Source organism: Dactylosporangium sp. CA-139114, from assembly GCF_050955725.1.
Lineage (GTDB): Bacteria > Actinomycetota > Actinomycetes > Mycobacteriales > Micromonosporaceae > Dactylosporangium.
Window position 1 is genome coordinate 1,897,958 of sequence record NZ_CP192080.1, and the last position, 26,600, is coordinate 1,924,557.

General features: G+C 73.8%; 28 protein-coding genes. 11 read left to right on the top strand and 17 right to left on the bottom strand.

The annotated features are described in order from the left end of the window. Positions 1-6 precede the first annotated feature (6 nt). The 4 genes from ACQP2P_RS08515 to ACQP2P_RS08530 all read right to left on the bottom strand — a co-directional run bounded on the left by ACQP2P_RS08515 (position 7) and on the right by ACQP2P_RS08530 (position 4,119). Entirely contained in the window at positions 7-993 is a 987-nt protein-coding gene (locus ACQP2P_RS08515) for a hypothetical protein (RefSeq protein WP_433614457.1), read from the bottom strand. Between the two features lie 27 nt (positions 994-1,020). Beyond that, positions 1,021-2,052, bottom strand: coding sequence for a cytochrome d ubiquinol oxidase subunit II (locus tag ACQP2P_RS08520; protein WP_433614459.1), 1,032 nt, complete (start codon positions 2,050-2,052; stop codon positions 1,021-1,023). Beyond that, positions 2,052-3,422 (bottom strand): cytochrome ubiquinol oxidase subunit I, encoded by a 1,371-nt coding sequence (locus ACQP2P_RS08525; RefSeq protein WP_433614461.1) that lies wholly within the window; start codon positions 3,420-3,422, stop codon positions 2,052-2,054. Before ACQP2P_RS08525 ends, ACQP2P_RS08520 begins: the two co-directional genes overlap by 1 nt. A 118-nt stretch (positions 3,423-3,540) precedes the next feature. Then, the gene (locus ACQP2P_RS08530) at positions 3,541-4,119 is read right to left on the bottom strand and encodes a hypothetical protein (protein ID WP_433614463.1); all 579 of its coding nucleotides are present in this window, start codon (positions 4,117-4,119) and stop codon (positions 3,541-3,543) included. A gap of 78 nt (positions 4,120-4,197) precedes the next feature. Here ACQP2P_RS08530 and ACQP2P_RS08535 point away from each other — a divergent pair, with 78 nt between their 5' ends. Next, positions 4,198-5,667, top strand: coding sequence for a hypothetical protein (locus ACQP2P_RS08535; protein WP_433614465.1), 1,470 nt, complete (start codon positions 4,198-4,200; stop codon positions 5,665-5,667). Between the two features lie 73 nt (positions 5,668-5,740). Here ACQP2P_RS08535 and ACQP2P_RS08540 read toward each other — a convergent pair whose 3' ends face one another. The 3 genes from ACQP2P_RS08540 to ACQP2P_RS08550 are packed head-to-tail and all read right to left on the bottom strand — an operon-like array spanning position 5,741 to position 7,612. After that, positions 5,741-6,754 (bottom strand): NADP-dependent oxidoreductase, encoded by a 1,014-nt coding sequence (locus ACQP2P_RS08540; RefSeq protein WP_433614467.1) that lies wholly within the window; start codon positions 6,752-6,754, stop codon positions 5,741-5,743. Next, on the bottom strand, positions 6,751-7,176 hold the full coding sequence (locus tag ACQP2P_RS08545) for an organic hydroperoxide resistance protein (protein ID WP_433084831.1): 426 nt from the start codon (positions 7,174-7,176) through the stop codon (positions 6,751-6,753). Before ACQP2P_RS08545 ends, ACQP2P_RS08540 begins: the two co-directional genes overlap by 4 nt. After that, the gene (locus ACQP2P_RS08550) at positions 7,154-7,612 is read right to left on the bottom strand and encodes a MarR family winged helix-turn-helix transcriptional regulator (protein WP_433614469.1); all 459 of its coding nucleotides are present in this window, start codon (positions 7,610-7,612) and stop codon (positions 7,154-7,156) included. The genes ACQP2P_RS08545 and ACQP2P_RS08550 overlap by 23 nt, the downstream gene beginning before the upstream one ends. Before the next feature lie 64 nt (positions 7,613-7,676). On the opposite strand from ACQP2P_RS08550, the gene ACQP2P_RS08555 reads away from it, so the two are divergent. Both ACQP2P_RS08555 and ACQP2P_RS08560 read left to right on the top strand, forming a co-directional pair. Then, a complete protein-coding gene (locus tag ACQP2P_RS08555; protein ID WP_433614471.1) occupies positions 7,677-8,249 on the top strand; it encodes a DUF998 domain-containing protein in 573 nt (190 codons plus the stop codon). A 110-nt stretch (positions 8,250-8,359) separates the two neighbouring features. Continuing rightward, the gene (locus tag ACQP2P_RS08560; protein WP_433614473.1) at positions 8,360-8,827 is read left to right on the top strand and encodes a hypothetical protein; all 468 of its coding nucleotides are present in this window, start codon (positions 8,360-8,362) and stop codon (positions 8,825-8,827) included. 9 nt (positions 8,828-8,836) lie between these two features. Here the strand turns inward: ACQP2P_RS08560 and ACQP2P_RS08565 are convergent, their stop codons facing one another. Both ACQP2P_RS08565 and ACQP2P_RS08570 read right to left on the bottom strand, forming a co-directional pair. Next, the gene (locus ACQP2P_RS08565) at positions 8,837-9,211 is read right to left on the bottom strand and encodes a hypothetical protein (protein ID WP_433614475.1); all 375 of its coding nucleotides are present in this window, start codon (positions 9,209-9,211) and stop codon (positions 8,837-8,839) included. Between the two features lie 70 nt (positions 9,212-9,281). Next, complete coding sequence (locus ACQP2P_RS08570; RefSeq protein WP_433084842.1) at positions 9,282-9,491, bottom strand: hypothetical protein; 210 nt, start codon at positions 9,489-9,491, stop codon at positions 9,282-9,284. 183 nt (positions 9,492-9,674) lie between these two features. On the opposite strand from ACQP2P_RS08570, the gene ACQP2P_RS08575 reads away from it, so the two are divergent. The 3 genes from ACQP2P_RS08575 to ACQP2P_RS08585 are packed head-to-tail and all read left to right on the top strand — an operon-like array spanning position 9,675 to position 11,165. After that, positions 9,675-10,067 (top strand): hypothetical protein, encoded by a 393-nt coding sequence (locus ACQP2P_RS08575; protein ID WP_433614477.1) that lies wholly within the window; start codon positions 9,675-9,677, stop codon positions 10,065-10,067. Positions 10,068-10,113: 46 nt separating this feature from the next. Then, positions 10,114-10,764, top strand: coding sequence for a trimeric intracellular cation channel family protein (locus ACQP2P_RS08580; RefSeq protein ID WP_433614479.1), 651 nt, complete (start codon positions 10,114-10,116; stop codon positions 10,762-10,764). 35 nt (positions 10,765-10,799) lie between these two features. Then, positions 10,800-11,165, top strand: a complete 366-nt coding sequence (locus ACQP2P_RS08585) for a VOC family protein (RefSeq protein WP_433084848.1) — start codon at positions 10,800-10,802, stop codon at positions 11,163-11,165. A 19-nt stretch (positions 11,166-11,184) separates the two neighbouring features. On the opposite strand, the gene ACQP2P_RS08590 is transcribed toward ACQP2P_RS08585, so the two are convergent. Together ACQP2P_RS08590 and ACQP2P_RS08595 are read right to left on the bottom strand one after the other, a co-directional pair. Continuing rightward, the gene (locus ACQP2P_RS08590) at positions 11,185-12,393 is read right to left on the bottom strand and encodes a hypothetical protein (RefSeq protein ID WP_433614481.1); all 1,209 of its coding nucleotides are present in this window, start codon (positions 12,391-12,393) and stop codon (positions 11,185-11,187) included. A 52-nt stretch (positions 12,394-12,445) separates the two neighbouring features. Further along, positions 12,446-12,859, bottom strand: a complete 414-nt coding sequence (locus ACQP2P_RS08595; RefSeq protein ID WP_433614483.1) for a WapI family immunity protein — start codon at positions 12,857-12,859, stop codon at positions 12,446-12,448. Between the two features lie 76 nt (positions 12,860-12,935). Between ACQP2P_RS08595 and ACQP2P_RS08600 the strand changes: the two genes are divergently transcribed. Then, positions 12,936-13,364, top strand: coding sequence for a cupin domain-containing protein (locus ACQP2P_RS08600; RefSeq protein WP_433614484.1), 429 nt, complete (start codon positions 12,936-12,938; stop codon positions 13,362-13,364). Positions 13,365-13,438: 74 nt separating this feature from the next. Here ACQP2P_RS08600 and ACQP2P_RS08605 read toward each other — a convergent pair whose 3' ends face one another. From ACQP2P_RS08605 to ACQP2P_RS08615, 3 genes are all read right to left on the bottom strand, one after another. Beyond that, positions 13,439-14,134, bottom strand: a complete 696-nt coding sequence (locus ACQP2P_RS08605) for a C40 family peptidase (RefSeq protein WP_433614486.1) — start codon at positions 14,132-14,134, stop codon at positions 13,439-13,441. 318 nt (positions 14,135-14,452) lie between these two features. Beyond that, on the bottom strand, positions 14,453-14,935 hold the full coding sequence (locus ACQP2P_RS08610) for an aminoacyl-tRNA deacylase (RefSeq protein ID WP_433614488.1): 483 nt from the start codon (positions 14,933-14,935) through the stop codon (positions 14,453-14,455). Further along, positions 14,932-15,804: an LLM class flavin-dependent oxidoreductase gene (locus ACQP2P_RS08615; RefSeq protein ID WP_433614490.1), complete on the bottom strand. Its 873-nt coding sequence runs from the start codon at positions 15,802-15,804 to the stop codon at positions 14,932-14,934. The genes ACQP2P_RS08610 and ACQP2P_RS08615 overlap by 4 nt, the downstream gene beginning before the upstream one ends. A gap of 96 nt (positions 15,805-15,900) precedes the next feature. Here ACQP2P_RS08615 and ACQP2P_RS08620 point away from each other — a divergent pair, with 96 nt between their 5' ends. Together ACQP2P_RS08620 and ACQP2P_RS08625 are read left to right on the top strand one after the other, a co-directional pair. Continuing rightward, on the top strand, positions 15,901-17,709 hold the full coding sequence (locus tag ACQP2P_RS08620) for an alpha-amylase family glycosyl hydrolase (protein ID WP_433614491.1): 1,809 nt from the start codon (positions 15,901-15,903) through the stop codon (positions 17,707-17,709). Between the two features lie 120 nt (positions 17,710-17,829). After that, positions 17,830-18,180 (top strand): hypothetical protein, encoded by a 351-nt coding sequence (locus tag ACQP2P_RS08625; protein WP_433614493.1) that lies wholly within the window; start codon positions 17,830-17,832, stop codon positions 18,178-18,180. 52 nt (positions 18,181-18,232) lie between these two features. Here ACQP2P_RS08625 and ACQP2P_RS08630 read toward each other — a convergent pair whose 3' ends face one another. Beyond that, on the bottom strand, positions 18,233-20,068 hold the full coding sequence (locus ACQP2P_RS08630) for an arabinofuranosidase catalytic domain-containing protein (RefSeq protein WP_433614495.1): 1,836 nt from the start codon (positions 20,066-20,068) through the stop codon (positions 18,233-18,235). 255 nt (positions 20,069-20,323) lie between these two features. Between ACQP2P_RS08630 and argG the strand changes: the two genes are divergently transcribed. After that, a complete protein-coding gene (gene argG / locus ACQP2P_RS08635; protein ID WP_433614497.1) occupies positions 20,324-21,772 on the top strand; it encodes an argininosuccinate synthase in 1,449 nt (482 codons plus the stop codon). A 58-nt stretch (positions 21,773-21,830) separates the two neighbouring features. On the opposite strand, the gene ACQP2P_RS08640 is transcribed toward argG, so the two are convergent. Then, positions 21,831-24,137, bottom strand: coding sequence for a DUF4236 domain-containing protein (locus ACQP2P_RS08640; protein WP_433614499.1), 2,307 nt, complete (start codon positions 24,135-24,137; stop codon positions 21,831-21,833). Between the two features lie 145 nt (positions 24,138-24,282). Here ACQP2P_RS08640 and ACQP2P_RS08645 point away from each other — a divergent pair, with 145 nt between their 5' ends. Then, positions 24,283-24,789: a DUF302 domain-containing protein gene (locus tag ACQP2P_RS08645; protein WP_433619056.1), complete on the top strand. Its 507-nt coding sequence runs from the start codon at positions 24,283-24,285 to the stop codon at positions 24,787-24,789. Here ACQP2P_RS08645 and ACQP2P_RS08650 read toward each other — a convergent pair. Further along, positions 24,768-26,585: a glycosyltransferase gene (locus tag ACQP2P_RS08650; protein WP_433614500.1), complete on the bottom strand. Its 1,818-nt coding sequence runs from the start codon at positions 26,583-26,585 to the stop codon at positions 24,768-24,770. The two genes, ACQP2P_RS08645 and ACQP2P_RS08650, sit on opposite strands and share 22 nt — an antisense overlap. Positions 26,586-26,600 lie beyond the last annotated feature (15 nt).

The window sequence follows — 26,600 nt, forward strand, 5'->3', positions numbered from 1 at the left end:
CGTCGGTCAGAGGTCTTCGGGGCGGCGGAAGATGACGGTCTGGTCGTTGCCGGGCCCGGCTCCCGCGGCGGGGCCCGGGCCGGGAACGGGGCCGCCGGGCTGGATGATCTGGGTGGGGCCGGGCGGTCCGCCGAGGCCGGGGTCGATCATCTGCGTCTGCGCCGCCGGGGAGCCGTAGGTCTGCGGCTGGGGCGGCGCGCCGTAGGTCGTGGGCTGCGGCTGGGAGCCGTAGAAGCCCTGCGGCGCCGGGACGACCGGGTGCATGCCCGTGTCGGGCTCGTTGCGGTCCTTGCGCCGGAAGTAGAAGAGGCTGCCGATCAGGCCGAGGGCGCCGACGATCGCGATGATGCCGACCCACAGGCCCATGCTCATCCCGCCGCCGCTGCCACCGGTGCGGTTCGTGGCCGGCCCGGTGGTCTCGATGGCGACGCCGTTGCCGGCCTCGGGCACGGCGAAGCTGCCCTCGCTGATGCCCGGCGTCTCGCTGGCCGACAGGCTCGAGGTCTTCGTCGGCTTGGCCGACTTCGTCGTCGCCGACGGGGTCGGGCCGCCGGTGGCGCGCAGCTGGAAGGTGTCGGCGTTGCCGTGCTCGACCTGGACGCGCCCGGGGGCCTGCCCGGCGGTCTTCACGGTGAGCGTGAACTGGCCGCCGGCGGACTTGTCGGGGGCCAGGGTGCCGTTGGAGCGGCAGCTCGCCGCCCGTCCGCCGCCGCCGACCGCGCAGCCGGGGTTGTCGGCCGGGTCCAGGATCGCGTTGCCCGGCGCCGTCATGGCCACGGTCACGCCGGTGACCGGCTGCTTCGTGTTGTTCTTGACCACGAAGCGGACCTGGACCTTGTCGCCGACCTTGCCCTGGACGCTGTTGTCGACCTTGATCTCGAGCTGGTCGGCGGCCCAGGCGGGCGTCGCGGCGGCCCCGATCAGGCCGACGCCGAGGGCCGCGACGGCCGCCGCCGCCGCGCTCCAGCGCCGCGTCCTCCTGATGTCAGTCATAGCTTCGGCGGACGATAGCAGGCTTGGTCAACGATCGCTGTCGGCCCTCTGGCCGGACGAATCGGGCGCGGGCGACTGAAACAGCCGAAACAGCCACCACAGCGACGGCACCAGCACGGCGGCACCGCCGAGGACGGCCCACAGGGTGGCGCGCGTCACGGCCGGGGCCGCGGCCGTGGCGGAGATCGTGGTCGCGGGCGGCAGCAGGTACGGGTGCTGCGCCGCCGCCCAGCCCCAGAGCACCGCGGCCACGGCGAGGCCGGCGGTGAGCCGCACGGCCACGTAGCGGCCGGCCGCCAGCAGCGCGATCGAGGCCACCCCGGCCAGCGCCGAGAGCACCACGAGCGCGGCCGGCACCGGGCGCAGCAGCCGGTCGGCCAGCCAGCCGGCGTCGGCCCGCACCGCGAGCAGCCCGGCCACGGCGAGGACCCCGGTGCCGGCCCCGGCCCAGAGCGCCCGACGGCGCATCCCGGCGACGAGGTCCGGGTCGTGGCGCTGGGCGTCGCGGCAGAGGAAGACGGCGGCGAGGTACGCGCACACGGCCACCGCGAGCGCCCCGGTCGCCACCGAGGCCGGGTTCCACCAGGCCGTGAGCAGGTCGCCCCGCCCGGCCGTCCAGGGCGGGACGCGCCCGGAGGCGATGCCGCCCGCCACGGCGCCGAAGCAGAACGGGGTCACCAGCGAGGAGAACGCGAACAGGGCGCCGAACAACCGCTGCCGGCCGACGGTGTCGCTGGTCTTGCGGAACGCGAACCCGGCGCCGCGGCCGATGATGCCCAGCGCGGCCCCCGTGAGCGGCACGTACATGGTCGCGGCGACGCCCGCGAAGACGGCCGGGAAGCCGGTCCACAGCAGCACCACGGCGAAGATGAGCCAGACGTGGTTGGCCTCCCACACCGGGCCGATCGCGTGCTCGATGAGGGACCGCCGGCGCCGGCCCGAGCGGGCGCCCCCGGCGAAGAGGTCCCAGAACCCGGCGCCGAAGTCGGCGCCGCCGAAGAGGGCGTAGGCGGTCACGGCCGCGAAGAGCACGACCAGGAGCGCGTCGGCGGCCCGCATCACGGCACCGGGAAGGTGTCGACGTCGGACTCCTGCGGCGCGACGGGCACGGGCCGGTCCCGGGCCAGGCGGCGGAGCACGAAGACGGTGGCGACGGTCAGCAGGGCATAGACGACGGTCAGCACGACGAGCCCGGTGCGCAGCCCGGGGGCGGTGTTCACGGCGTCGTGGGTGCGCAGGACGCCGTAGACGACCCACGGCTGCCGGCCGGTCTCGGTGGTGGTCCAGCCGGCCTCGAGGGCGAGCACGGCGGCCGGGCCGCACAGCGCGGCGGCGCGCAGGAACCAGCGGTTGGTGAGCCAGCCGCGCCGCCATCGCCAGCTGAAGCCGAACAGCGCGGCGACGCCCAGCATGGCGAAGCCGGCCCCGACCATGAGCTGGAACGACCAGTGCACGACGTTGACCGGCGGGCGCTGGTCGGCCGGCACCGTGTTCAGCCCGGTGATCTGCGCGTCCGGGTCCCAGTGGGCCAGCAGGCTCAGGGCGTTGGGGATCTCGATGGCGTAGCGCAGCTCCCCGTCGACCGCGACCCCGCCGAGGTGCAGCGGCGCGCCCCGCTGGGTCTCGTACACCCCCTCCATCGCGGCCAGCTTCACCGGCTGGTAGTCGGCGACGAAGTGCGCGGCCCAGTCGCCGACGCCGACCTGGACCGGGGCCATCACGGCGGCGACGGTGAACGGCACCAGGAAGCCCAGGCGGTGGTAGCGGTCGTTGCGCCCGCGCAGCAGGCCGACGGCGTAGACGGAGGCCATGCAGAAGCCGGTGACCATGAACGCGGCGACGAGCATGTGCACCGACTGGGGGCCGGTGGCGGGGTTGAACATCGCGCCGAGCGGGTCGACCCCGGTGATCCTGCCGTCCACCAGGTCGAACCCGCGCGGCTGGTTCATCCAGGCGTTGGCGCTGACCACGCAGAAGGTGCCCACGATGCCGGCCAGCAGGATCGGCACCGCCGACCACAGGTGGACCCGGGCCGGGAGCCGGTCCCAGCCGTAGAGGTAGATGCCCAGGAAGATGGCCTCGACGAAGAAGGCGAAGCCCTCCAGGGTGAAGGGCAGCCCGATCACCTGGCCGTAGGTGCCCATGAGGCCCGGCCAGAGCAGCCCCATCTCGAAGCTCAGGATGGTGCCGGAGACGGCCCCGACGGCGAAGAGCACGCCCATCGCGCGGGCCCAGCGGCGGGCCAGGAGGCGGTACTCGACCTGCCCGGTCCGGTACCCCCGCCACTGCATGAACAGGGTGATCGCGGGCATGGCGACGCCGAAGCTCGCGATGATGATGTGCCAGCCGAGGGACAGCGCCATCTGCGTTCGTGCGGCCGCGAAGTCCCCGGGTGTCGCGGCCTCGGCGAGAACGGTCAACGGTTCCACAGGGACGTTCTATCCCCGCGCGCGCCGTAACCGCCCATCGGTGCACGCGAAAGCGGCGTTGGCCACGTTCGGGAACTTTTCCCGCTTTCTACGAGTAGCATCACTACATGTTCCGTGCCTACAGTTCGGAGGCCGGCCCGCCGCACTGGGCGAGCGCCAGCAGCAGCACGAGCACGGCGAACCCGGCGTAGACGAGCCGGCGCCGGCGGATGTTCTCGTACGCGTGCCACCAGGCGATCGCCGCCTCGGACGTGGGGCCGGCGATGAACGTGCGGGCGCGCGGCCGCGGCCGGGGCAGCACGAGCGGGGCGCGGCGCACGGCGTTGCTGACCTGCACCCGCCGGTCCGGCCCCGGCCGCTCGTCGCGCTCCGGCGTGACCGTGATCTGGTGCTCGTCGTCGAGCCCGGGATCGGGCTCGCGCCGGCCGGCCAGGGTCCAGCGCTCGCAGCGGCGGTGGAACGTGCGGTCCAGGAACTCCTCGGCCGCGCCGGGCCGGTGCAGCCGGGTGCGCCGCAGCTCCAGCCAGGGCCAGTGCGTGGCCACGTCGGTGAGCACGTCGACGTAGAGGTGGTCGGCGTCCTCGTCGCCGCCGACGACCCGGGACGAGTCGCGGCGCAGCGGCTCCAGGTGCCGCGTGACGAAGGCGACGTAGCCGGCCGGGGGCTCCGACGTCATCCGCATCGAACCAACGCGCATGCTCTCATCGTGGACCGAGCCCCGGAACGTTTCAACGGGCCCCCGGGGAGTTTGCGTCCGGGTGGCATGATCGGCCCCGTGGGCTCCGCGTTACCCGTCGGCCGGGAGGTCCTCATCCCCGGCGAGCTGTCGGTCGCCATCGACGAGGGTGGCATCCGCACGGCCTCCGGCATGCTGCCCGCGCTGCTCTACACCACCGACGGGCTCGAGCGGCACGGCCAGCGCGAGATGGTCTTCGCCGTCGCGCGCACCGGCGCGCCCGCGGCCGGCTTCCCGCTCACCATGGCCCGCACCGTGCACCGCTTCGCCGCCGAGGGCCGGCTGGTCGACGCCGGCGACGTGAGCGTCTTCGGCCGCCCGGGCGTCGACGTCGACGAGCGGGTCACCGGCTTCGTCTACGCCGACCCGCCCGCCGCCCTGGCGTCCACTGTGGACCTGCCCCGGCCCCCGCTGATCGCGCTGCCGCTGCTGGGCGGGGAGACCGCGGTGGTGCAGCGCTTCGGCCACGCCCGGGTGCTCGCGCTGCTCGGCGCGCAGGAGCGGTACTACCCGCACCCGTGGTGGTTCCGGCCCGGGCGCGCCCCGGTGCTCGACGACGCCGAGTTCCGGGCGGCCACGATGCTGTCCCGCGCCCCCGCGTACAACCTGCCGTTCCTGCGCGTCGTGCACGACGGCGACCGGCTGGAGCTGTCGGTGGCGGCCGAGGAGCTGCCCGCGCTGCGCGACGCGATGCGGGAGGCGCCGGAGGTCTGCGCCTACCTGCCGGGGCTGGCCGGCACCCCGAAGACCTACGTGTGGGCGCCCGGGCAGTCGGGCCCGGCCGCGATCGTGGCGCCCGGGGGCGAGCGGGCCACCCGGCTCGCCTGCAACTTCCTGCTCATCATCCGCGACGCGACGCTCGGCGGGAGCGGCCGCGTCGCGGGGGAGGGGCCGCGGCCGCCGACGGCCCGCCAGGTCGAGGACGGCTTCGCGGTCCTGCTGACCGGCGCCATGCACGCCCGGCTGCTGCAGGCCGTGGAGGCCGGCCGCCCGGTCGAGATCGGCCTGCCGGGCGGCGCCGTGCGGGCGGTGGCGTTCCGGGTCGGCGACGGCTCGCCGGAGCCGGCCCCGGCCGCGGAGGGCCCGGACGCGGTGAACGCCCTGCCGCCGACGCTGCTCAACGGCGTCCCGGCGGCGACCACGATGGCCGCGGCCACCGGCAGCCCGCCGGCGCCGCGGCCGCCGGGCCGCATCGTGCTGCTCACCAGCGAGGAGCAGCTGCGGCAGGCGACGACCCCGGCCGAGCTCAGCGACTTCCTCGACCGCGCGCGGCGGGTGGTCGAGCGGCTCTTCGCGGGCGTGCGCCACCACACCGAGGAGCTCATGGTCGAGTTCCGCCTGGCCCCGAACCGTGCGGTGGCCGTGCGCATCATGGCCCGCCCGATCGCGCCGCCGCGCGAGCTGCTGGTGGTGCTGGAGCGGCAGCTGCAGGCGCTGCCGCCCCCGGCGATCCACTACACGGAGGTGGCCTTCCAGCTGCACCTGCCGATCGGTCCGGCCGCCTCCTGAGCCGTGCGTCACCCCGCTGGCGGGCCGGCCCCGTCCTCGCCGGCGAGGCCGGGGCCGGTCAGCCGGCGCGGTGTTACGCGCCGTCGCCGAGCCGGACGACCATCTTGCCGAGGTTCTCGCCCTTGAGCATGCCCAGGAACGCGTCCACGGCGTGGTCGATGCCGTCCACGAAGGTCTCGGCGACCGTGACCTTGCCCTCCCGCAGCCAGCCCGCCATCTCCTCGGTGAAGGCCTCGCGGCGCGACCAGTGGTCGAGCACGAGGAAGCCCTGCATCGTGAGGCGCTTGCTGATGAGCAGGCTCAGGTTGCGGATGCCCTTGGCGTCGGGGGTGTTGTACTGCGAGATCGCCCCGCAGACCGCGATCCGCCCGTGCAGGTTCATCCGGAACAGCGCCTCCTCGAGCTGCTCGCCGCCGACGTTGTCGAAGTAGACGTCGATGCCGTCCGGCGCGAGGCGCTTGAGCTGGGTGCGGATGTCTCCGTCGCGGTAGTTGAAGGCGGCGTCGAAGCCGAGCTCCTCGGTGAGGTACCGCACCTTCTCCGCCGACCCGGCCGAGCCGATCACCAGGCGGGCGCCGCGCAGCCGGGCGATCTGCCCGACCAGCGTGCCGACGGCCCCGGCCGCACCGGAGACGAACACCGTCTCCTCGGGCCGCATCCGGGCCACGTCGAGCAGCCCGGCGTAGGCGGTCAGGCCGGGCATGCCGAGCACGCCGAGGTAGGCCGAGGCCGGGGCGGCCGCGGTGTCGACGGTGCGGACGCGCTCGGCGTCCAGCAGCGCGTATTCCCGCCACCCGAGCCCGTGCAGGACGCTCGCGCCGACCTCGACGTCCGGGCTCTGCGACGCCACCACGGTGCCGACCGCGCCGCCGTCCAGCGGGGCGCCGAGCTGGAAGGGCGCGACGTAGGACGGCACGTCGTTCATCCGGCCGCGCATCGCGGGGTCGACGGACATCACCTCGTTGCGGACGACCACCTGCCCGGGGCCTGGCTGCGGCACCGGCTCGGTCCGCAGCTCGAAGTCCGCAGTGGACGGAAACCCGTCGGGCCGGGCCGCGAGATACCAGACACGGTTCACCTCGGTCATGCCGCGACCTCGATGTGCACGTCGATGTTGCCGCGGGTGGCGTTGGAGTAGGGGCAGACCTGGTGCGCGGCGTCGGCGAGGGCCTGCGCGGTTGCCGCGTCCGCGGCCGGGAGGGTCACCGTGAGCCAGACCTCGAGGCCGAAGCCGCCGGCGTCGTTCGGGCCGATGCCGACCCGCGCCTGCACCTGCGAGCCCTCGACCGCCGGGAGCGCGCTCTGGCGGCGGGCCACGCTGCGCAGCGCGCTGTGGTAGCAGGCCGCGTAGCCGGCCGCGAAGAGCTGCTCGGGGTTGGTCGCCTCGCCCGCGCCGCCCATCTCCTTGGGCATGCGCACGTCGAGGTCGAGGATCCCGTCGGCGCTCGTCACGTGCCCGTTGCGCCCGTCCCCGGACGCGGTCACGTCAGCGGTGTACAGCACCTGCATCGATTTCTCCCTGTCGCTGGAGTGCGGCGGTGAGCCGCACGAGGGTGTCGCGGAGCTCCTCGAGCTCGCCCAGGCCGAGGCCGCCGTCGCAGACCAGGCGGGCGGGGATGCCGGCCGCCCGCGTCCGCAGCGCCGAACCGTCGGCGGTGAGGCGCACGGTGACCGAGCGCTCGTCGTCGGCGCGTCGCTCCCGCGCCACGAGGCCGGCCGCCTCGAGGCGTTTCAGCAGCGGCGACAGCGTGCTGGAGTCCAGCCGCAGCGCCGCGCCGAGGTCCTTGACCGTCCGCTCGTCCTGCTCCCACAGCGCGAGTAGCACCAGGTACTGCGGGTAGGTGAGGCCGAGCTCGTCGAGCAGGGGCCGGTAGCGTGCCGTGACCGCGCGGGTGGCGGTGTAGAGCGCGAAGCAGACCTGCCGGTCGAGTGGGAGGACGTCCACGAGCCGAAGCCTATCGCACGATTCAGTCGTGCGCGACTGAAGTTGCGGCCGTCATACTCGTCGCATGCGCCGGTACACCCTGTGGTCCTCCGCCGCCGCGCCCGTCCTGCTCGTCGGCGGGTGGACCGTCGCCGCGGCCGTGCAGGCCGGCGGGTTCGACTCGCTGCGCGAGACGATCAGCGCCCTGGCCGGGGTCGAGGCCGACCACCGCTGGGTGATGACGCTGGCGCTGCTCGGCGTCGGGATCTGCCACGTGGTCACCGCGCGCGGGCTGGACCCGATCGCGGTGCCCGCCCGGGTGATGCTCGCCGTGGGCGGGGTCGCGACCGTGCTCGTCGCCGCGTTCCCGCTGCCCGCCGGCGGCACGTCGGGCCCGCATCAGGCGGCCGCCACGATCGCCTTCGCCTGCCTCGCGCTGTGGCCGGCGCTGTGGCGCAACCCGGGCGCGGCGGCGGCCCGGCCCCCGGCCGGCGTGATGGTCCCGGCCGCCCTGGCGCTCGCCGCGCTCGTCCTGCTCTTCACCGTGGCCCTGGGCACCGGCGTGCTCGTCGGGCTGGCCGAGCGGCTCGCGGCCGGCGCGCAGGCGGTCTGGCCGCTCGCCACGGTGCTGCTGCTGCGCCGGGCCGGCCACCGATGAGCCCTGGAGCACGTTCTCGGCGTCGTGGACGCGGCCGGGCCTGCGGTAGGCGAGGCCGGAGCGCTCCATCCGCCGGCGGTCCAGGGGCGCCGATTGTCTAGGGTTTCGGCATGACCTCGACCTGGCGGCACCTGCCGCCCGCCGCCCGTGCCATCGCCGTCGCCTCGGCCGAGGCCGTGGAGGCGGCGCGGGCGCGCGACGAGGCGGCCTACTCGGACGCGGTCGAGCGGCTCGGCGGGCTCGACCCCGAGCAGACCGGGCGGGTGCTGGGGGCGGTGGTGCGCACGTTGCTGGAGCAGCGGCACCCGGACGGGCTCGACGGCGACGACATCCGGGCCGCGCTGGAGCACGCGGTGCGCTCGGCGGGGCAGTGGCGTGACGTCGACCCGCAGGTCATGGTGGTGCTGCTGGTCGGGGCGCTCGGCATTCACGAGACCGACGAGGACGCGCCGGTGCCGCCGCGCGCGCTCGCGGCCCACGCACCGCTGCTCATCGACGACCTGCTGGGCGAGCGGAGCTTCGCCGAGCTGCTGACCCGGGCCTTCGCCGAGATCGAGCGCGCGGAGATCAACGACTGACGGACCGGCTCAGCGGAACCCGCCGCGCAGCCGGCGGAAGAAGCCGCCCTCCGGCGGCAGCGGCGGCGCGGCCGGGGGCGCGCTCGTGCGCCGGCGGGCGATCGGCCGGTCGTAGTCGGTCCGCGCGATGGCGTCGACGACCTGCGCCTCGCTGAACTGCTCGGACCCCTCGATCATCGGGACGAACCCGACGAGGATGCCGTCGCGCATCACCTGCGCCTCCAGCCCGGCGGTGCCGTCGGTGTCCCACACCGCGACCCGGCCGTCGAACAGCTGCACCCGCACGCCGAACTCGCTGATCCCGGCTTTCGCCATCTCCACGTGGGCCGGCACGCCGCGCTCACGCAGCGCGTCGACGACCCTGCGCGCCTCGAACTCGTCCATCCCGGAACGTTACCGCTGCACGCTGGGAGACGGCTGAGCGCGAGGCGCGAGGATCGTGGACGACGACGGCCTACTTGGACGGCTGCGGCAGCTCACAATTGATCTTCGGGTTGACCCCGAGGTAGTTCAGCGGCCCCGCGATGATGGTGACCGCGATGGTGCCGGCCTTGGCGCAGTTCGCGTCGTCGCTGTTGAAGTAGCCGCGCTGACCCGCCGCGATGACACCGATGATCAGCCAAATGACGAGGATGACCCCGCCGATCGAGGAACCCCGGCCCACTGCCTGCCTCCTTCTGAAGAGATCGACGGATAGATACCCCGGGGCGCACCTGCCGCAAACCCCGCCCGTGACCCGCGTCGCTTTCGCTGTCGGCTTGGCAGCAAAGGGGGAGTGAACGGCGTCCCCGGTCTCCTAGCGTGGCTCTCGCACGTTCTTCCGACGGATTTTGGGAGTACCACCGATATGAGCGACGACGACTACACCGGCTTCAGCGCCGACCTCGACGGCAACGGCACCGACGACCCGGCGGCGATCTACACGCTCGACGACGGCAGCAACGTCCTCGTCGGCGACCTCGACCACGACGGCCAGATGGACGTCGCGGCCCTCGACAGCGACGGCGACGGCGTCTACGAGCAGCTGTACGACGCGAGGACCGGCGAGGTCACGGACCTGACCGGCGACTCGGACCCCTCGGTCGCCGCCGACTACGACGGCTCCGGCGGCAACCTGGACGGCGACGTGAGCGGCGCCGGCGGCGGGTCCTCGGACGGCGGGTACTACGACGCGGCCGCCGTCTCCGACATGATGGCGATGCAGCACGAGGCGACGATGTCGGTGATCAACAACATCTGACGCGCGCCGTGAAACGGCCGCCCGGGGCACCGGGCGGCCGTTATACATGGTGCCTGTGAGCCCTCTCCTCGTCGCCGACCTCGTCGGCATCGCCGTGTTCGCGGCCTCCGGCGCCACCGCCGGGGTGGCCAAGCGGCTCGACCTGTTCGGCGTGGTGTTCGTCGGCTTCACCGCGGCGCTGGGCGGCGGGATCATGCGCGACGTCTTCGTGAACGTCCAGCCCAACGCGTTCGTGGACTGGCGCTACGCCGTGGTCGCGGTGCTGACCGCGGCCGCCACCTTCTGGCTGCACCCGGCCGTGAGCCGGCTGCGCTGGACGGTGCTCGTGCTGGACGCCGCCGGGCTGGGGCTGTTCGTGGTGACCGGCACGCTCAAGGCGCTCGACGCGGGCGTGCCGCCGATCGGCGCCTGCATCATCGGCATGATCACGGGCATCGGCGGCGGCCTGGCCCGCGACCTGCTGACCGGCGAGATCCCGACGGTGCTGCGCCGCGAGATCTACGCCGTGGCCGGGCTGATCGGGTGCGCCTCGGTCGCGGCGCTGGACGTGGCGCACGTGCGGCGGCCGATCGCCATCGCGCTGGCCGCCACCCTCACCTTCGTGCTGCGCATGGTGGCCATCCGCCGCAACTGGTCCGCCCCGACCCCGGCCGGCCCGAGCCGCGGCGGACATCCCGACACGGACGAGCATTCCTGACACTGGATGGCAGGAATAGGCGTGAAGATCGGGGCATGACTGGATTCGCGAGCCTCATCATGGTCAACATCGACTGCGCCGAGCCGCCGGTGCTGGCCACCTTCTACAGCGAGGTCCTCGGCTGGGACGTGACGCACAGCCAGGCCGAGTACGCCATGATCAGCGACGGCACGACGTCGATCGGGTTCGGGCAGGTGCCCGCGTACGAGGCGCCGACGTGGCCCGAGGGCCCGTCGCCGAAGCAGTTCCACCTCGACTTCTACGTGGACGACCTCGCCGACGCCGAGGCCCGCGCGCTCAAGCTGGGCGCGACGAAGCCGGAGTTCCAGCCGGGTGCCGAGCGCTACACGGTGCTGCAGGACCCGGCCGGCCACCCGCTCTGCCTCTGCCTGCGCTCGTAGGGGCCGGCCGGACCGGCACCTAGCGGCTCAAGGTGGAGCCGGAGACGGACGGCGGCCGCGCGCCGAGGAAGAAGATGCCGGGGAAGCCGTCCGTCTCGAAGCCGGCGCTGGGGTTCTTGCGCAGGGTCGAGCCCTCGATCGACATGGTGCCGGTGCGGTCGTTGCTCACGAAGAAGACCGCACCGCCGCCCTCGTTGGCCTTGTTCTGCTCGATCAGCGTGCCGGCGAGCCGCACGGTGAAGTTGTCGCCGTCGCAGTAGATCGCGCCGCCGCTGCCGCCGCCGGGGGTGCCCGAGCGGGCCGGGTTGGCGCCGCGGCCGACGGCCGAGTTGTAGGAGAAGAGGCTGTTGAGGACCACCCAGGACACCTGGATGCTGCTCAGCGCGCCGCCGTTGGCGCACACGCCGCCCTGGCCGGAGGCGCCGCCGAACGTGCTGCCGACGATGTAGACGGGCTTGTTCTGATACTGGCTGAGCACCCGCACCGCGGCCCCGCCCAGGTCCGGGCCGGTGTCGTCGCAGCGGTTGCGCACGAACTTGGTGTTGACCGCCTTGAAGCGCCCGCCGCGCACGAAGATCGCGCCGCCGCCCCCGCCCTCGCTCTTGTCGCCGGTCGAGTTGCCGTCGGCGAAGACGATGTTCTGCACCGTCAGCGCGGGGGTCGCCTGGTCCTGGCAGTGGTCCGTGGTCCACTCCAGGCTCTTGTCGCAGGTGTTCTGGTACAGAATCCGGCGCTTGGCCTCGCCGCTCAGCGTCACCTTGCCGCCGCCGTCGATGACCACCTTGGCCGAGCGGTTGCGGACCTTCGCGGTCTGCTTGACCACGATGGTGACCGCGCCCGGGCCGCAGTTGAACGTGATCACCCCGCCGCCCGAGACGGCCGAGACGAAGCTCTCCGAGGTGCAACTGGCCGGGCTGCCGTCGCCGACCACCTTCGTCGGCTGGGCCGTGCTCTCGGCCCTGGCCTCGGCCGGGATCGCCGCCTTGCCGGACGGGTTGCCGAAGGCGAACGGGGCCGCGGCGGCGGGCTGGCCGGTGCTCGACGGGCCGGGGGCGGCCCCGAGGGCGCCGACGCCGGCCGGGTCCGCCTCGGCGCCGCCCGGTGCGGAGGAGCCGGCGGCCGCGGCGGACTCGTGCCCGCCGGGATCGGCCGCACCCGGCCCGTCCCCGCCGCAGCCCGCCAGCGCGAGCGCCGCCACCAGCAGCATTGCCCCGAAGCGCTTTCGCATTGGGCGATGGTAGCCCGGGGGCGGCAGCGCACCGATGATGCCCAGGTGACGCTCAGCGGCGGCGCAGCTCGCGGTCCCAGTCCACGGCCGCCGCTTCCAGGGCCTCCGTGGTCAGGTCGAGGGTGACGGGGTAGTCGAACGTCATCGCCCGCTCGGGGCCGAGCCACTCGGGGGCGGTGGAGCGCGAGAAGCCGACCACGAGGCGGGGCTCGCCGACCTCGTGCTCGTCGATGGTGAAGGACAGGTCCGCGAACGTGAGGCGCTCCTGCCGCTCGATGCGGCCCTTCGCGGCCTTGAGCAGCCAGTCGGCCAGGAGCTTGGCCTCCTGCGCGGTCAGGGCCGGGGCCCGGAACCGCCAAGCCCGCCCGTCGAGCGCGTCGACGGCCCCCTCGACGAGCAGCGGCTCGCCGGCCGCCTTGATCGCTCGCAGCTCGACGAAGGCCCCGGTGCGCGTCTGCAGTCTCACGCGCCCAGCATCGCAAACCGCCGGGCGCCCCACTACAGGCGAAAGGGCGGATCGCAAGGGCGGATACGGTACCCCCATGAGACCGCACCTGGCCGAGCACCTCGACCTGCAGCCGCACCCCGAGGGCGGCTGGTACCGCGAGACCTGGCGCTCGCCGGTCGCCCTCGACCCGCCCGGCTACGACGGCCCCCGCAGCGCCGCCACCGCGATCTACTTCCTGCTGCACCCGGGCGAGGAGTCCGCCTGGCACGTGGTCCGCTCCGACGAGCTGTGGTTCTGGCACCGCGGCGGCCCGCTGACGCTGCGCCTCGGCGGCTCCGGCGACCGGCCCGGCCCCGGCCCGGAGGCGCTGCTCGGCGCGGATGTCGCGGCCGGTCAGCGCCCCCAGATCCTCGTGCCCGGCGGCGTGTGGCAGTCCGCCGCCCCTGCCGGCGACGAGCCGGTGCTGGTCAGCTGTGTCGTCGCGCCCGGCTTCGACTTCGCCGACTTCCGCCTGGCCGGCTGAGCGCGCGATTCCCGGGACAATTCCTCGCGCATTCCACGGGTGTCGTCCGGTGCTCACCGGCGGTGCACGAGCCGTCAGTTCATGACTCGCCGGGCGAAACGGAACGCGTAGATGCCGGAGATCTTCACCCCGCCGCGTTCGGTCGACGCGTGCACCATGCGGCCGCCGCCGATGTAGATGCCCACGTGGCCCGAGCTCGGGAACACCAGGTCGCCCGGCTGCAGCTCGCCGCGCGACACCGGGCGGCCGACGCCGGCGAGGCCGCCGGTCGAGCGCGGCAGGGCGATGCCCAGGCTGCGGTACGCGGCGACGACGAGCCCCGAGCAGTCGAACGCGTCCGGGCCGGCGGAGCCGAACGAGTAGTCCTTGCCGACCTGGGCCATCGCGAAGCCGACGACGCCGCCCGAGTAGCCGGCGCCGTTGGGTGCGGCGGCGGTGCGGCGGGTCTTGGGGCGCGGGGCCGGCTTCGCGGTGGGCGGCCGGGTCGCGCGCGACCGGGTCGCCGGGGCGGTCTTCGGCGGGCGGGAGGCCCGGGTCGACCGCGAGGCCCGGGTCGACCGCGAGGCCCGGGCGCCGGTGGCCCGGGCGGACTCCGTGACCGGTGCGGCCGCCGGGGCGGGTGCGGCGGGCGCGGGCGGCTGCGCGGGACGGATGCCCCGGGAGACGCCGCGCAGTTCGGCCAGGCGGTCCGGGAACTCGGCGGTGGTGCGGGGGCCGGGTGCGGCCTGAGCCGGGGCCGGCTGGGCCGCGTGGGTCGAGTGACCGCTCATCAGCGCGCCGCCGAGGACGGTGCAGACGATGGTGCAGGCGGTCGTGGCCGCCGCCAGGGTGCGGCGTACGTCATGTCTGGACAGGTGTGGCTCCCCGTTCGGCCCGGGGCACTCGTGCGCTCCTCCGATCCGCTGACGAAACCGCGGCCGGCGCGGCGGCGAATGGTGCCCGCCGCGCCGGATCGGAAGACCCGGGCAATGATCTCTGCCGAGAGTCAAAGTAGAACCGCCACATCCGATTTGCCGGTCATTTGCCGAAAAATTCCCACATCGGCGGGGGTTCATTCCGGATGTACCGGCGGAAAACAGACTCGTCGATCAAGGTTTCGATACCGGTGGTTCCGCCTCGGAGATGTCCGCCACCGTGGCGCCGAGGACCTCGATCGCGGCGTCGGCGGCGACCGCGAGGGCGACCCCGTGGCGACCACCGCCGAGGCTGATCGCGCGGCCCCGGATGCGCTCGTCGGCGATGACCGGCCAGGCCGTCGTGGAGCCGAACGGGGTGATCGTGCCGCGCTCGAACCCGGTCACGGCCTTGGCCGTGGCCGCGTCCGGCATCGACATGCGGGCCACGCCGAGCAGGGCCCGCAGCTTCGGCCAGGAGATGACCCGGTCGCCGGGGACGAGCACGAAGCGGTAGTCGTCGTCGGCCAGGCGGACCACGATGGTCTTCACCACGTCGGCGACCGCGACCCCGCGGGCCGCGGCGGCCTCGGCCAGGCTGCGCACGGGCCCGTGCTCGACGACCCGGAACTCGATGCCGCTGGCGGCCACCGCCGCGACGGCCGGATTGGCGCTCACGGGACGAGCGGCCGGACGCGCTCGGCCACGAACCGTACGAAACCCTCCGGATCCGGATCGTCGGGCGTCGGCTGCAGGATCACCCGGTCGACGCCCGCCTCCGCCCAGCGGCGCACGGCCGCGGCGATCGCGTGCTCGTCCCCGGCGACCAGCACGTCGGCGTCGCCGGTGTAGCCCCAGCGCACCCGCTCGGCCGCCAGCCGCGCCTCGGCGCCGGGCCCGGTCGCGGCGTGCAGGTACATCACGATCTCGTGGTCGCCGGTGCGGCCCGCGGCCGTGCGGCCCTCCTCGACCAGGGCGCGGGCGCGGCGTACCCCGTCGGCGTCGACGCCCGCCGTGAGCACCGTGCCGTCGGCGACCTCCCCGGACAGCCGGAGCGTCTTGGGACCCATCGCCCCCACCAGGATCGGTGCGGGCCCGGCCGGCGGCCAGTCCAGGGCGACGCCGTCGAGGCGCACGTAGCTGCCCCGCGTGGACAGCCGCTCGCCGGCCAGCAGGGCGCGCAGGGCCAGCGTGTACTCCCGCAGCAGCGTCAGCGGCGACGCCGCCCGCACGCCGACCTGCTCCATCCAGTCCTGCACCCCGTGCCCGACGGCGATGGTCGCCCGCCCCGGGAACATCCGCAGCAGCGCGGCGGTCTCCATCGCGGCGACCGCCACGTTGCGCAGCGGCACCGGCAGCAGCCCGACCCCGACCCGCAGCCGCCGCGACCAGGCCAGCGCGGCGGCGGCGGTGGTCAGGCCGCCCTCCAGGAAGCAGTCCTCCCACAGCCACAGCTCCTCGAGGCCGGCCTCGTCGGCGGCGGTCACGATGGACCGCAGCCGCTCGGGCGGCAACTGCGGCAGAAATACAGCACCGAGCGTCGTCATGAAGATCAGTCTTCCACCGGCCGCCCCGCCGCGACCGGGTGCCGGGGCGGCGACGCCCGGCGACCGCGCAGGCACGAATCGTGGCACCATCGGGGGGTGTCGTACCGCCGGATCGCCGACATCGACTTCGCCGCGCTCACCCGGGGTCCGTTCCACCCGTCCCCGGACGACTGGGCCGACGAGGTCCTGTACTTCCTGCTGGTCGACCGCTTCTCCGACGGCCGCGAGCGCGGCTACCGGGACAACGACGGCGCGACCGTCGCGACCGGGGCCACGCCGCCGCTGCGCGAGGCCGATCATGGCAACGCGGTCACGACGCCCGAGGACGCGGCCCGGTGGCGCGAGGCCGGGGCGGACTGGGCCGGCGGCACCCTGGCCGGGCTGCGCAGCAAGCTCGGTTACCTGCGCCGGCTCGGGGTCACCGCGATCTGGGTGAGCCCGGTGCTGCGGCAGGTCGCGGGGCAGCCGTCCTACCACGGCTACGGCATCGGGGACTTTCTCGACGTCGATCCGCACTTCGGGCGGCCGGAGGACCTGCGGGCCCTGGTCGCCGACGCCCACGCGCAGGGGCTGCGGGTGATCCTCGACGTGGTGCTCAACCACGCCGGGGACGTGTTCGGCTACGAGGGCGACAGCCGGCCCGTCTGGACCGGGCAGCGCTACCCCGTCAAGGGCTTCCGCGACGAGGACGGGGCCGCCGTGCTCCCGATCGGCCCGGTTCCGCAGTCGCACCCGCACGGCGGCGTCTGGCCCGCCGAGCTGCAGAGCACCGCGACGTTCACCGGCAAGGGGCGCATCGCCGACTGGGACCGGTTCCCGGAGTACCTGGAGGGCGACTTCGAGGAGCTCAAGGACATCGCGCTCGGCGAGGGACCGCTGGACGACTACCGGCCCTCGGCGGCGCTGCTGGCCCTCGTGCGGGCGTACCAGTACTGGATCGCCTACGCCGACCTCGACGGCTTCCGCGTGGACACGGTCAAGCACATGGACCCGGGCGCGGCCCGCTTCTTCGCCGCCGCGATCCACGAGTTCGCGCAGTCGATCGGCAAGGAGCGCTTCTTGCTCGTCGCCGAGATCACCGGCGACCGCGCGTTCGCCTGCCAGACCCTCGACGCGGTCGGCATGGACGCCGCGCTCGGCCTGGCCGACGTGCAGGACCGCCTCGAGCGGGTGGTCAAGGGCGCCGCCGACCCGGCCGAGTACTTCGCGCTGTTCCGCAACTCGCTGCAGGTCGGCCGCGAGTCGCACACCTGGTTCCGGGACAAGGTCGTGACCAGCTACGACGACCATGACCAGGTGCGCAAGGGCGCGTGGAAGGCCCGCTTCGCGGCGGGCGAGCCGGGCCGCCGGCTGGCCCTCGTGGCGCTCGCGCTCAACGCCGCCACCCTCGGCATCCCGTGCGTCTACTACGGCTCGGAGCAGGAGTTCGACGGCGAGGGCGGGCACGACCGGTACATCCGCGAGGCCATGTTCGGCGGCGCGTTCGGCCCGTTCCGCAGCCGCGGCGGGCACGCGTTCGACGAGGAGCACGAGACGTACCGGCAGCTCAGCGAGATCCTGGCGGTCCGGCGGCGGCTCCCGGCGCTGCGGCGGGGCCGGCAGTACCTGCGCCCGATCTCGGCCGACGGCGTGCGCTTCGCCGCCCCGGCCGCCCGCGGCCTGCTGCCGTGGTCGCGCATCTTCGCCGACCACGAGGTGCTGGTCGCGGTCAACACCGACCCGGACCGCGTGCGCACGGCCTGGGTGACCGTCGACAACGACCTGCACGCCGAGGGCGACCGGCTGACCTGCCGCTACTCCAGCGAGCCGGCCTTCGCGGGCGGCCAGGTCTCGGTCTCGGCCCGCAACGGCAAGGCCGTCCAGCTCACCCTGCCGCCGGCGGGGATCGTCATCTACGAACCGTAGCCCTCGCGTCGACGCTCACCGATACGGCCGATCGGGGTGTGAAACCTGGCGATGAACGCTCGCCGATGACACATCGAAGCGGTAGGCTCACCGGTCGTTACATCGATCGGCAGGAGTGCGATGGTGCGAACCCGCGAGGTGCCCGACCCCATCTTCGAGAAGCTGATCGGCGCGCTGATCTGCGAGTCCGCGGCCGCCCTGCTGGCCCAGCGGTCCCGGGGCACGACCCTGCACGCCGGCGAGGCGTTCGGCCGGGTGCTGGCCTGGCTGTGGGAGATCGAGAGCGATGACGTCGTACCGTACGTCGCCGACCTGACCGCCCAGGTGCGCTACCACGCGCCGGGCGCCGACGCGGACGTGTCGCTGGAGGACGTCCTGGCCGCGATCGGCCGCGCCGCGGCGCCCATGCCCCCGGCCGAGGGCGCGGCGATGCTGGCCTGCCTGCGCGCGGGGCTGCCGGCCTACCTCTGACGCCACCGCGGGAGGCGGCCGGGCGCGGGGTGACCCGCGCCCGGCCGGTGCTTCAGTTCAGCGCGAACTTCTGCGCCGCGCTGCCGTTGCAGTCCCAGATCTGCAGGCGCGTGCCGTTGGGGGAGTCGAGGCAGCGGCCCGACTGCGGGTTCTTCAGCGAGCCGTCGGCCTGCTGCTGGAAGACCTGGCCGCCGGCGCCGTTGCAGTCCCACAGCTCGACCTGGGTGCCGTTGGCCGTGCCGTTGCCGTTGATGTCCAGGCAGCGGCCCAGCGTGCGCAGCGAGCCGTTGGACTGGTGGAACCAGTGCTGGTCCACGGCGTAGGACTGGCAGTCCCACAGCTGCACGGCGGTGCCGTTCGTGCCCGAGTCGTCCGCGGCCACGTCGACGCACTTGCCGCCGGGGCCGACGTTCGTGCCGCCGCCGTTCACGGCGAACTTCTGCGCCGCCGAACCGTTGCAGTCCCAGATCTGCAGGCGGGTGCCGTTGCCGGTCGCGCCGTTGGGGGAGTCGAGGCAGCGGCCCGACTGCGGGTTCTTCAGCGAGCCGTCGGCCTGCTGCACCCACTTCTGGCCGCCGACGCCGTTGCAGTCCCACAGCTCGACCTGGGTGCCGTTGGCCGTACCGTTGCCGTTGATGTCCAGGCACCGGTTGAGCGTGCGCAGCGAGTTGTCCGCGAAGTGCGTCCAGTGCTGGTCCTCGGCGTAGGTCTGGCAGTCCCACAGCTGCACGCCGGCGCCGTTGGAACCGGTGTCGTCCGCGGCCACGTCCACGCACTTGCCGCCGGGGCCCGTGACGGTGCCCTGCGGGCCGTTCGGGACGTTGGTCTGGCCGCTGTAGCCGACGCTGACCACGTTGGCCTGGATCGCGTTCTCGGCGGCGTCGGCCGGGTAGCCGGCCACCATCGCGCCCTCGAACCAGGTGCCCCGGTTGCGGTTGCTGTTGTCGCCGCCGATGCCCAGGATGATGCCGCCCTCCTGGTGCATGGGCCGGTAGCCCTGCTTGTCGGTCGGCAGCGCGCCGTTCCACCAGGTGGTGAGCCCGCCGGACTGCGAGTTGCCGCCCTTGAGCGCGTAGGTGGTCTGGCCGTTGTTCTTCAGCACGGCGGTGACGTAGGCCGAGTTGTTGCCCGGGTTCGGGTTCGAGCCGTTGCCGCCCTGGAACATGCCGTTCTCCATGTCCGCCTCGATCCACGGGCCGGAGCCCTGGCACGGCGGGAAGAAGCACGTCGTCGCGATGCTGATCGCGTCCATGTGGCCGTTGCCGGTGTCGTACGGCGTCGCCTCGGCGTTGCCGTAGTCGAAGCAGCAGTCCGAGCCGACGTGCGTGCCGCTGGCGACCATGTAGACGCCCTCGGCCTGGCCGTTGACCGCCACGCCGGGCGCCCGGCCGTTGAACCGGTAGCCGACGCCGGGGGAGACCCACACGCCGTAGACCTTGTGGCCGCCCGCGGTCACCGCGATCTCGCTCGCGTCCGCGCCGCGGTCGCCGGAGCCGGCCCCGCCGTCGGGGGCGATCGTCAGGTCGCTGTGGTTGGCGGTCTGGTCGTAGATCCGCGTGATGCGGCACGTGGTGCCGTTGCAGTAGGCGTCCTGGTCGCCGGCGTTGGCGTAGCCGCCCGCGGCGAGCAGGCCGATGTTGTGCAGGCCGCCGTCGGAGGCGCGCTGCACCTGGTAGAGCGGTCCGTTGTACGCCGAGAACAGCGCGCGGGTCGTGCTGTGGGCGGCCACGCACGCCGTGCCGTTGGCGGCGTAGATGTCGCAGGGCAGGGTGCCGGCGGCCTGGGCGGTGCCGGTCAGCCCGACGATGACGGCGGCGGTGAGGGCCAGGCTCGCGGCGGCGGAGATGAGCACTCTCCGGCGCCCGCCCGGTCGTGATCGACTGACCACGGGAGACCTCTTTCTTCGAGGGTGTTCGCGCAGCACTGCGCGCAAGGCCCGATTGGCGGCGGGCACTGGTGTCTCAGTATGCGTATTCGCGGTGGTCTTTGGGAGAACTTGTTGACAAGTGTTGAGTCTGCGGTCGACCGGTGTGCTGAGCGCGCCACGACCGGTGCCGGCGGCCCGGCTCCGCGCGGCGGGCTCAGCGTCCGGATGCGCGGAAGGGGTTGCATGGTTATGCACTCAGTCGTATATGCTTGAGTCGTGTCCAAGGTCCTCAACTCCCTGCCTGTCGGTGAGCGTGTCGGAATCGCCTTCTCCGGTGGTCTCGACACCTCGGTAGCCGTCGCGTGGATGCGCGACAAGGGCGCCATCCCGTGCACGTACACGGCCGACCTCGGCCAGTACGACGAGCCCGACATCGCCTCGGTGCCGGGGCGCGCGACCGCGTACGGCGCGGAGGTCGCCCGCCTCGTCGACTGCCGGGCCAGCCTCGTCGAGGAGGGCCTCGCCGCGCTCGCGTGCGGCGCGTTCCACATCCGCTCCGGTGGCCGGGCCTACTTCAACACGACCCCGCTGGGCCGGGCCGTGGCCGGCACGCTGCTCGTGCGCGCGATGCTCGAGGACGACGTGCAGATCTGGGGCGACGGTTCGACCTTCAAGGGCAACGACATCGAGCGCTTCTATCGGTACGGTCTGCTGGCCAACCCGGCCCTGCGCATCTACAAGCCGTGGCTCGACGCCGACTTCGTCGGTGAGCTCGGCGGGCGCAAGGAGATGTCGGAGTGGCTGCTGGCCCACGACCTGCCGTACCGCGACAGCACCGAGAAGGCCTACTCGACCGACGCCAACATCTGGGGCGCCACCCACGAGGCCAAGTCGCTGGAGCACCTCAACGCGGGCATCGAGATCGTCGACCCGATCATGGGCGTGCGCTTCTGGGACTCCTCCATCGAGATCCCGTCCGAGGACGTGACCATCGGCTTCGCCCAGGGGCGCCCGGTCACCATCAACGGCAAGGAGTTCGCCAGCGCCGTCGACCTGGTGCTGGAGGCGAACGCGATCGGCGGCCGGCACGGTCTCGGCATGTCCGACCAGATCGAGAACCGCATCATCGAGGCCAAGAGCCGCGGCATCTACGAGGCGCCGGGCATGGCCCTGCTGCACGCCGCGTACGAGCGGCTCATCAACGCCATCCACAACGAGGACACCGTCGCGGCGTACCACAACGAGGGCCGCAAGCTCGGGCGCCTGCTGTACGAGGGCCGCTGGCTCGACCCCCAGGCGCTCATGCTGCGCGAGGCGCTGCAGCGCTGGGTCGGCTCGGCCGTGACCGGCGAGGTGACGCTGCGCCTGCGCCGGGGCGAGGACTACTCGATCCTGGAGACGACGGGCCCCGCGCTGTCGTACCACCCGGACAAGCTGTCGATGGAGCGCACCGAGGACGCGGCGTTCGGCCCGGTGGACCGCATCGGCCAGCTCACCATGCGCAACCTGGACATCGCCGACTCGCGGGCGAAGCTGGAGCAGTACGTCACGCTGAACGTGATCGGCAGCCCGCACCCGATGCTCATCGGCGCCAACCAGACCCCGTCCGCGGACCTGCTGGGCGCGATGCCGGCCGGCGGCGCGGCCGCGATCGCCTCGGGCGGCCCGGCCGCCGAGGAGGCCGAGGCCCTGGACCACGCGGCCATGGAGTTCGGCACCGACTGATGCCCCCGGGGCGCCGGGCACCGCCTTCCTCGCGCAGGGGTGCCCGGCGCCTTCGCGTTCACACGGCCCCGAGCAGCTCCGGGCACGTGTTGCGATAGTGCCCAGGCGTCCGGCAGTGCCCGCACCGCCGGCGTCCCGGCCCGGCCTGGGCCGGAGCTGGAACCGGAGCTGGAACCGGAGCTGGAATCGGAGTCTGCGTCGGAGCGAGAGCCGGAGCCGGTTGCCGTACCGCTTGCGCGCGCAGGTCGTCGAAGTAGTCCGCGACCCCCAGGGCCCGGGCGGCCGCCTCGAGCTGCCGCAGCTCGGCGGCGGTCAGCACCCCGTCGGCGAACGCGGCCTCCCGCATCGACTCGAGGAACCGCTCGTTGAGCGCCGCCACCTGCGCCGAGCCGAAGCCGGCCGAGCCCGCGAGCCGCGCCAGCGCCTGCGCCTCGTCGCCGACGATCCGCCCGTCGGCGAGGGCGATGGCCAGGTGGTCGAGGTACCGCTCGGCCTCGGCGCCGCCGGCCTCCGCCGCGCTCATCGGCAGCCGGGCGAGGATCGAGGCCATCCACCCGTCGGTACCGCGGCGGAGCCCGACGGCGCGCGTCCGCGGCCGGAACGCCACGGCCGGCGGCAGGCGCAGGGCGGCGGCGGTGAGCGGAGGGCAGGCGTACCCGAGCTCGCCCCCGGCCCGGCCGAGCAGCACCGGCAGCAGCGCCGCCACCGCGCGCACGTCGCCGAGCGCCGCGTGCGCGTCGGGCATCGCGATCCCGGCGTGGCGGGCCAGCGTCGCCAGCTTGTGGTTCGGCGTCGGCATGGACCGCCGGGCCAGCCACAGCGTGCACAGCGCGGGCACCGGACCCACGCGCAGCCCGGCGCGCGCGAGTTCGGCGGCGAGGAAGCGCTCCTCGAACGCGGCGTTGTGCGCGACGAGCACGCACCCGTCGAGCCGGCGCACGACCTCGCCGGCGATGTCCGCGAACCGCGGCGCGTCCCGCACCGCGTCCTGGTCGATGCCGTGCACGAGGACCGGCCCGGTGTCGCGCCCGTCGGGGTTCACCAGCGTCACGAACTCGTCCTCGATGCGGCCGGTGCGGTCCACCCGGGCGATCGCGATCTCGATGATCCGGTCGCCGGCCTCGGGCGCGAGCCCGGTCGTCTCCACGTCGACGATCGCGTACGGCCCGGTGTGCGGCCGGAGCCCGGGGGCCCGAGCGAGCAGGTCGGCGTACGCGAACAGCCGCCCCTGGTGCCCGGGCGCGGCCAGCGGCGTCGGGGCGACCCGGGCGATCCGCGCCGCAACGGTCCGCTCCACCGGCGCAGGGGGTCGCAGCGCCCTCGCCAGCCACTCGGCCGCGTCGGTGCGCGAGCAGTCGACGATCCAGCGGAGTCCGCCGGGGGATCGAAGCTCGAGCCGGCCGTACACCATGACCGGCAATTGGCGGTTGTCCTTGAACCGGCGGTCGGGCCCGCCCTTGGCATTGACGTATTGCCAGGTCGTGTCGACCTGACGCCCGTCGCGCGGCACCCTGCCGGATTCGATGAACCGCGTGGTCGCGGGGGCGACGTGCAGCTGGTGGTAGGCGACGTCGCTCCAGCGGCGGCCCGCGCGCACGAGCACGCGGTCGGGCAGGAACAGCAGCGCGTCCTGGCCGCACGTCAGGGTGGGCACGTCGATGTTCGTGGTGAGGGCCCGCGGCGACGTGAGCGAGAACCGCGCGTCCGCGCGTCCGACCAGGTTGCCGGCGCCGGCGTTGACCTTGCGCTGGTACGCGTCCGTGATCGCCCCCGACTCCCGGATGCGCCAGGCCCCACCGAGCCCGCGCAGGCCGTCGAATCCCTGGGCGATGTGCTCGAACCAGAACGCGGCCGGCCCGTCGACCTCGTAGAACGTCACGACGGTCCGCCGGGCCCGCTCCCAGAGCCGGTACCACACCACGACGAACGGCCCGCCCACGAGCACGACGAGGGCGACCGGCGGGACGACGACCGTGGACACGAACGTGAGGAACAGGGCCACCGCGAGCCAGGGCCACAGCAGGGGCCGGCCCTCGGCCCGGTTGAGCTGCTCGACGAGATCCCCGGGCCCGGTCGGCTGGAGCGCGACGGCGTCGTGCCCGGTCGTGTCGTGCAGCACCACGCCGGTGGCGGGCGCGGGCCCGACCGGGGCGGGCCCGGGCGCCCCGGCGACCCGCGCGCGGCTCGGGCCGCCCCCGATCGTCGCGCGGTAGCGGATGCCGGCGGCGCCGACGCTGACGTAGTTGCCGCGCGGCCCCGCCCCGACGCGAAATCCGGGAACCCCGGCGCTCACGCTCATCCCGCGCGGGGAGAGGCTCATCCGGAACGGTCCGGCCCGCAGGCTCGTCCGTATGCGAAGTCCCATCGACGCAGACCCTCCGACGCTCGCCGCGTTGTGCGACTGCGACACGGTACTGCGAGGTCGGCGCACAGCGCCTCGGTTGTCCGGCCGGGTCGTTCCGGGTGGTATGGGGGTTTCGCTCGCCGAGCCGGGGTAGCGCACGGCGGTGATGTGGGAAGCTCGCCGGCTCGTGATCGAGCCCGGCGCATCGTTCGACGAGGCCGTCGCGCAGTACGAGGCGGCCGTTCCCGGGTATCCGGCCGGCGAGATCGAGGGGCTCACCGACTGGGGGCAGGTCAGGGCGATCACGGACCGGGTCGCCGTGAACGGGTTTCTGCTCTACTGGCGGTTCTCGGCCGACCGGCTCATGGGGATCGCGGGGGACCCGGCGCGCTGCCGCGTGTACCTCATGGGCAATCACCTGCTCGCCGAGCGCATGTATCGCCACGACCCGGCCGCGATGCTCTACGCGCCGCTGCGGACGGTCATCTCGCAGGTGGAGGGGGAGGCGGTCCGGTTCGCGATCGAGCAGCCCAGCCGGCAGTTCGCGTCGTTCGGGACGCCGCAGATCGCGGCGGTCGGGGCCGAGCTCGATCGCAAGCTCGCGGTGCTGCTCGAGCGGCTCGGCTGGCCCGTCCCGGACGGGCTCGAGGGTCAGGCCGCGCGGGTGATCTGATCGTGCATGGTCCGGCGCGCCTGCTCCATGCGGATGCGGCGGTCGACGCGCGGGTCGGTCAGCGTCGGGACGATGGGCTCGCCGACGACGATGACCATCGTGGGCTTGCGGCGCAGCAGCCGGGCCGGGCCCGTCGGCGGCCGGAAGCGGATCGACAGCGGCACGACCGGCACGCGGGCCTGCGCCGCCAGGTGGAAGGCGCCCTGTTTGAAATCGCGAAGACCGGTGTCGTACGGCCGCAGCTCCCCCTCCGGGAAGAAGTGCACGATCCGCCCCTGGGCCAGGAACAACTGCAGCTCGGAGAAGAACGCCGGCAGGCCCGCCGGGGTGCGCGGCACCGCGATGCCGCCGAGGAGCCGCACGAGGCCGCCGTACCAGCGGTTCTCCAGGTTGACCGGGGCGGCGGTGAAGACCGGGCGGCGCGGGAAGACCGCCAGGCCGACGAGCACGCTGTCCAGCAGGTGCACGTGGTTGCAGACGGTCAGGGCGCCGCCGGTGCGGGGCAGCCGCTTCTCGCCCTCCGTGCGCACGCCCAGGATGACGCGGGTCCACAGGAACAGCAGCGGGATGGCGACCGCGTAGTAGAAGGCGTTCGACACCAGGCGGAAGAGCCGGCCGCTGTACCCCGAGGGCGCCTCCCACGCGCGGCCCGCCCGGTCGTAGACGCGCTCGATCGCCTTGACGCTGCGCTCGACCGTGTACAGCTCGGCGTAGCGCGCGTACGTGCGCGACGCGGCGGCGAGCGCCTCGGGGTCCTCGATCCAGGCGTCGATGCGCTCGGCGAGCGAGGCCGGGTCGCCGGCCCGGAACCGGTGCGCCGGGCCGAGCGCGAACTGGCTCGTGGCGCTGCGCCGGCTGTCCGAGATCACCGGGACGAGCCCGCACGAGAACGCCTCCATGCAGGAGAGGCCCTCGATCTCGACGTCGGAGGCGTGGACGTACAACTGGGCGTGCCGCATGATCTCGACGAGCTCGCTCTGGTCGTGGTAGCCGAACCGCGCCGGGACCGGCAGCCGCGCCGCCATCCGCCGCAGCCGCGCCTCGCGGGGCCCGTGCCCGGCGAAGTGCAGCTCGATGCGCCCGGCGTGGCGGGATCGGCGGACGGCCCGGATGAGCACGTCCTGGCGTTTCTCGGGGGAGAGGCGCCCGACCATGAGAATGCGGAACGGCTCGCCGGGCGCGCGCTCGCGGGCCGGACCGGGCCGGAACGCCCCGCCGACGCCGTTGGAGATGACGTGCAGGCGGGCGCGGTACCCGTGCCGGCGCAGCTGCGCCGCGATGAACGTCGACGGGCAGTGGATGTCCGGGAAGCGCCGGTAGAACAGCAGGCGCAGCAGGATGTAGACGAGATGGGCGGCGGGCGGGAACCAGCCCAGCCCGATGTTGTACGTGATGTTCTCGGGCTGGATGTGGAACGCCGCGATCGCCGGCACCCCGAGCCGCCGGGCGACGCGCTCGGCCGCCCGCCCGAGCGGCCACGGCTGGTAGATGTGCACGATGTCGGCCCCGGCGATGGCGGCGACGAGCGTCGCGCGGACGGGCCTGGCGAAGAGCGTGTGCTGGCGGTGCGCGAACCGGCTCGCGATCGGCACCACGAGCTCCGGCACCCGATACAGCTCGACCGGCGACCCGCCCGCCTCGCCGCACGCGACCACGCGCACGGTGTGCCCCCGCTCGACCAGCGTCTCGGCGAAGCGCATGGCCGAGATCGTGGTGCCGTTGTTCGCGACGCCGAAGGTGTCGATGACCAGCGTGATGACCATGGCCGCCCCGCGAGCCGAGTGCATGATGGACATGCGGTGCAACGCAGC

Coding starts and splice junctions, on each gene's coding strand:
- ACQP2P_RS08515 (WP_433614457.1), bottom strand. CDS start 993: ATGACTGACATCAGGAGGACGCGGCGCTGGAGCGCGGCGGCGGCGGCC.
- ACQP2P_RS08520 (WP_433614459.1), bottom strand. CDS start 2,052: ATGCGGGCCGCCGACGCGCTCCTGGTCGTGCTCTTCGCGGCCGTGACC.
- ACQP2P_RS08530 (WP_433614463.1), bottom strand. CDS start 4,119: ATGCGCGTTGGTTCGATGCGGATGACGTCGGAGCCCCCGGCCGGCTAC.
- ACQP2P_RS08540 (WP_433614467.1), bottom strand. CDS start 6,754: ATGACCGAGGTGAACCGTGTCTGGTATCTCGCGGCCCGGCCCGACGGG.
- ACQP2P_RS08545 (WP_433084831.1), bottom strand. CDS start 7,176: ATGCAGGTGCTGTACACCGCTGACGTGACCGCGTCCGGGGACGGGCGC.
- ACQP2P_RS08555 (WP_433614471.1), top strand. CDS start 7,677: ATGCGCCGGTACACCCTGTGGTCCTCCGCCGCCGCGCCCGTCCTGCTC.
- ACQP2P_RS08560 (WP_433614473.1), top strand. CDS start 8,360: ATGACCTCGACCTGGCGGCACCTGCCGCCCGCCGCCCGTGCCATCGCC.
- ACQP2P_RS08565 (WP_433614475.1), bottom strand. CDS start 9,211: ATGGACGAGTTCGAGGCGCGCAGGGTCGTCGACGCGCTGCGTGAGCGC.
- ACQP2P_RS08575 (WP_433614477.1), top strand. CDS start 9,675: ATGAGCGACGACGACTACACCGGCTTCAGCGCCGACCTCGACGGCAAC.
- ACQP2P_RS08580 (WP_433614479.1), top strand. CDS start 10,114: ATGGTGCCTGTGAGCCCTCTCCTCGTCGCCGACCTCGTCGGCATCGCC.
- ACQP2P_RS08585 (WP_433084848.1), top strand. CDS start 10,800: ATGACTGGATTCGCGAGCCTCATCATGGTCAACATCGACTGCGCCGAG.
- ACQP2P_RS08590 (WP_433614481.1), bottom strand. CDS start 12,393: ATGCGAAAGCGCTTCGGGGCAATGCTGCTGGTGGCGGCGCTCGCGCTG.
- ACQP2P_RS08600 (WP_433614484.1), top strand. CDS start 12,936: ATGAGACCGCACCTGGCCGAGCACCTCGACCTGCAGCCGCACCCCGAG.
- ACQP2P_RS08605 (WP_433614486.1), bottom strand. CDS start 14,134: ATGAGCGGTCACTCGACCCACGCGGCCCAGCCGGCCCCGGCTCAGGCC.
- ACQP2P_RS08615 (WP_433614490.1), bottom strand. CDS start 15,804: ATGACGACGCTCGGTGCTGTATTTCTGCCGCAGTTGCCGCCCGAGCGG.
- ACQP2P_RS08625 (WP_433614493.1), top strand. CDS start 17,830: ATGGTGCGAACCCGCGAGGTGCCCGACCCCATCTTCGAGAAGCTGATC.
- ACQP2P_RS08640 (WP_433614499.1), bottom strand. CDS start 24,137: ATGGGACTTCGCATACGGACGAGCCTGCGGGCCGGACCGTTCCGGATG.
- ACQP2P_RS08645 (WP_433619056.1), top strand. CDS start 24,283: ATGTGGGAAGCTCGCCGGCTCGTGATCGAGCCCGGCGCATCGTTCGAC.
- ACQP2P_RS08650 (WP_433614500.1), bottom strand. CDS start 26,585: ATGTCCATCATGCACTCGGCTCGCGGGGCGGCCATGGTCATCACGCTG.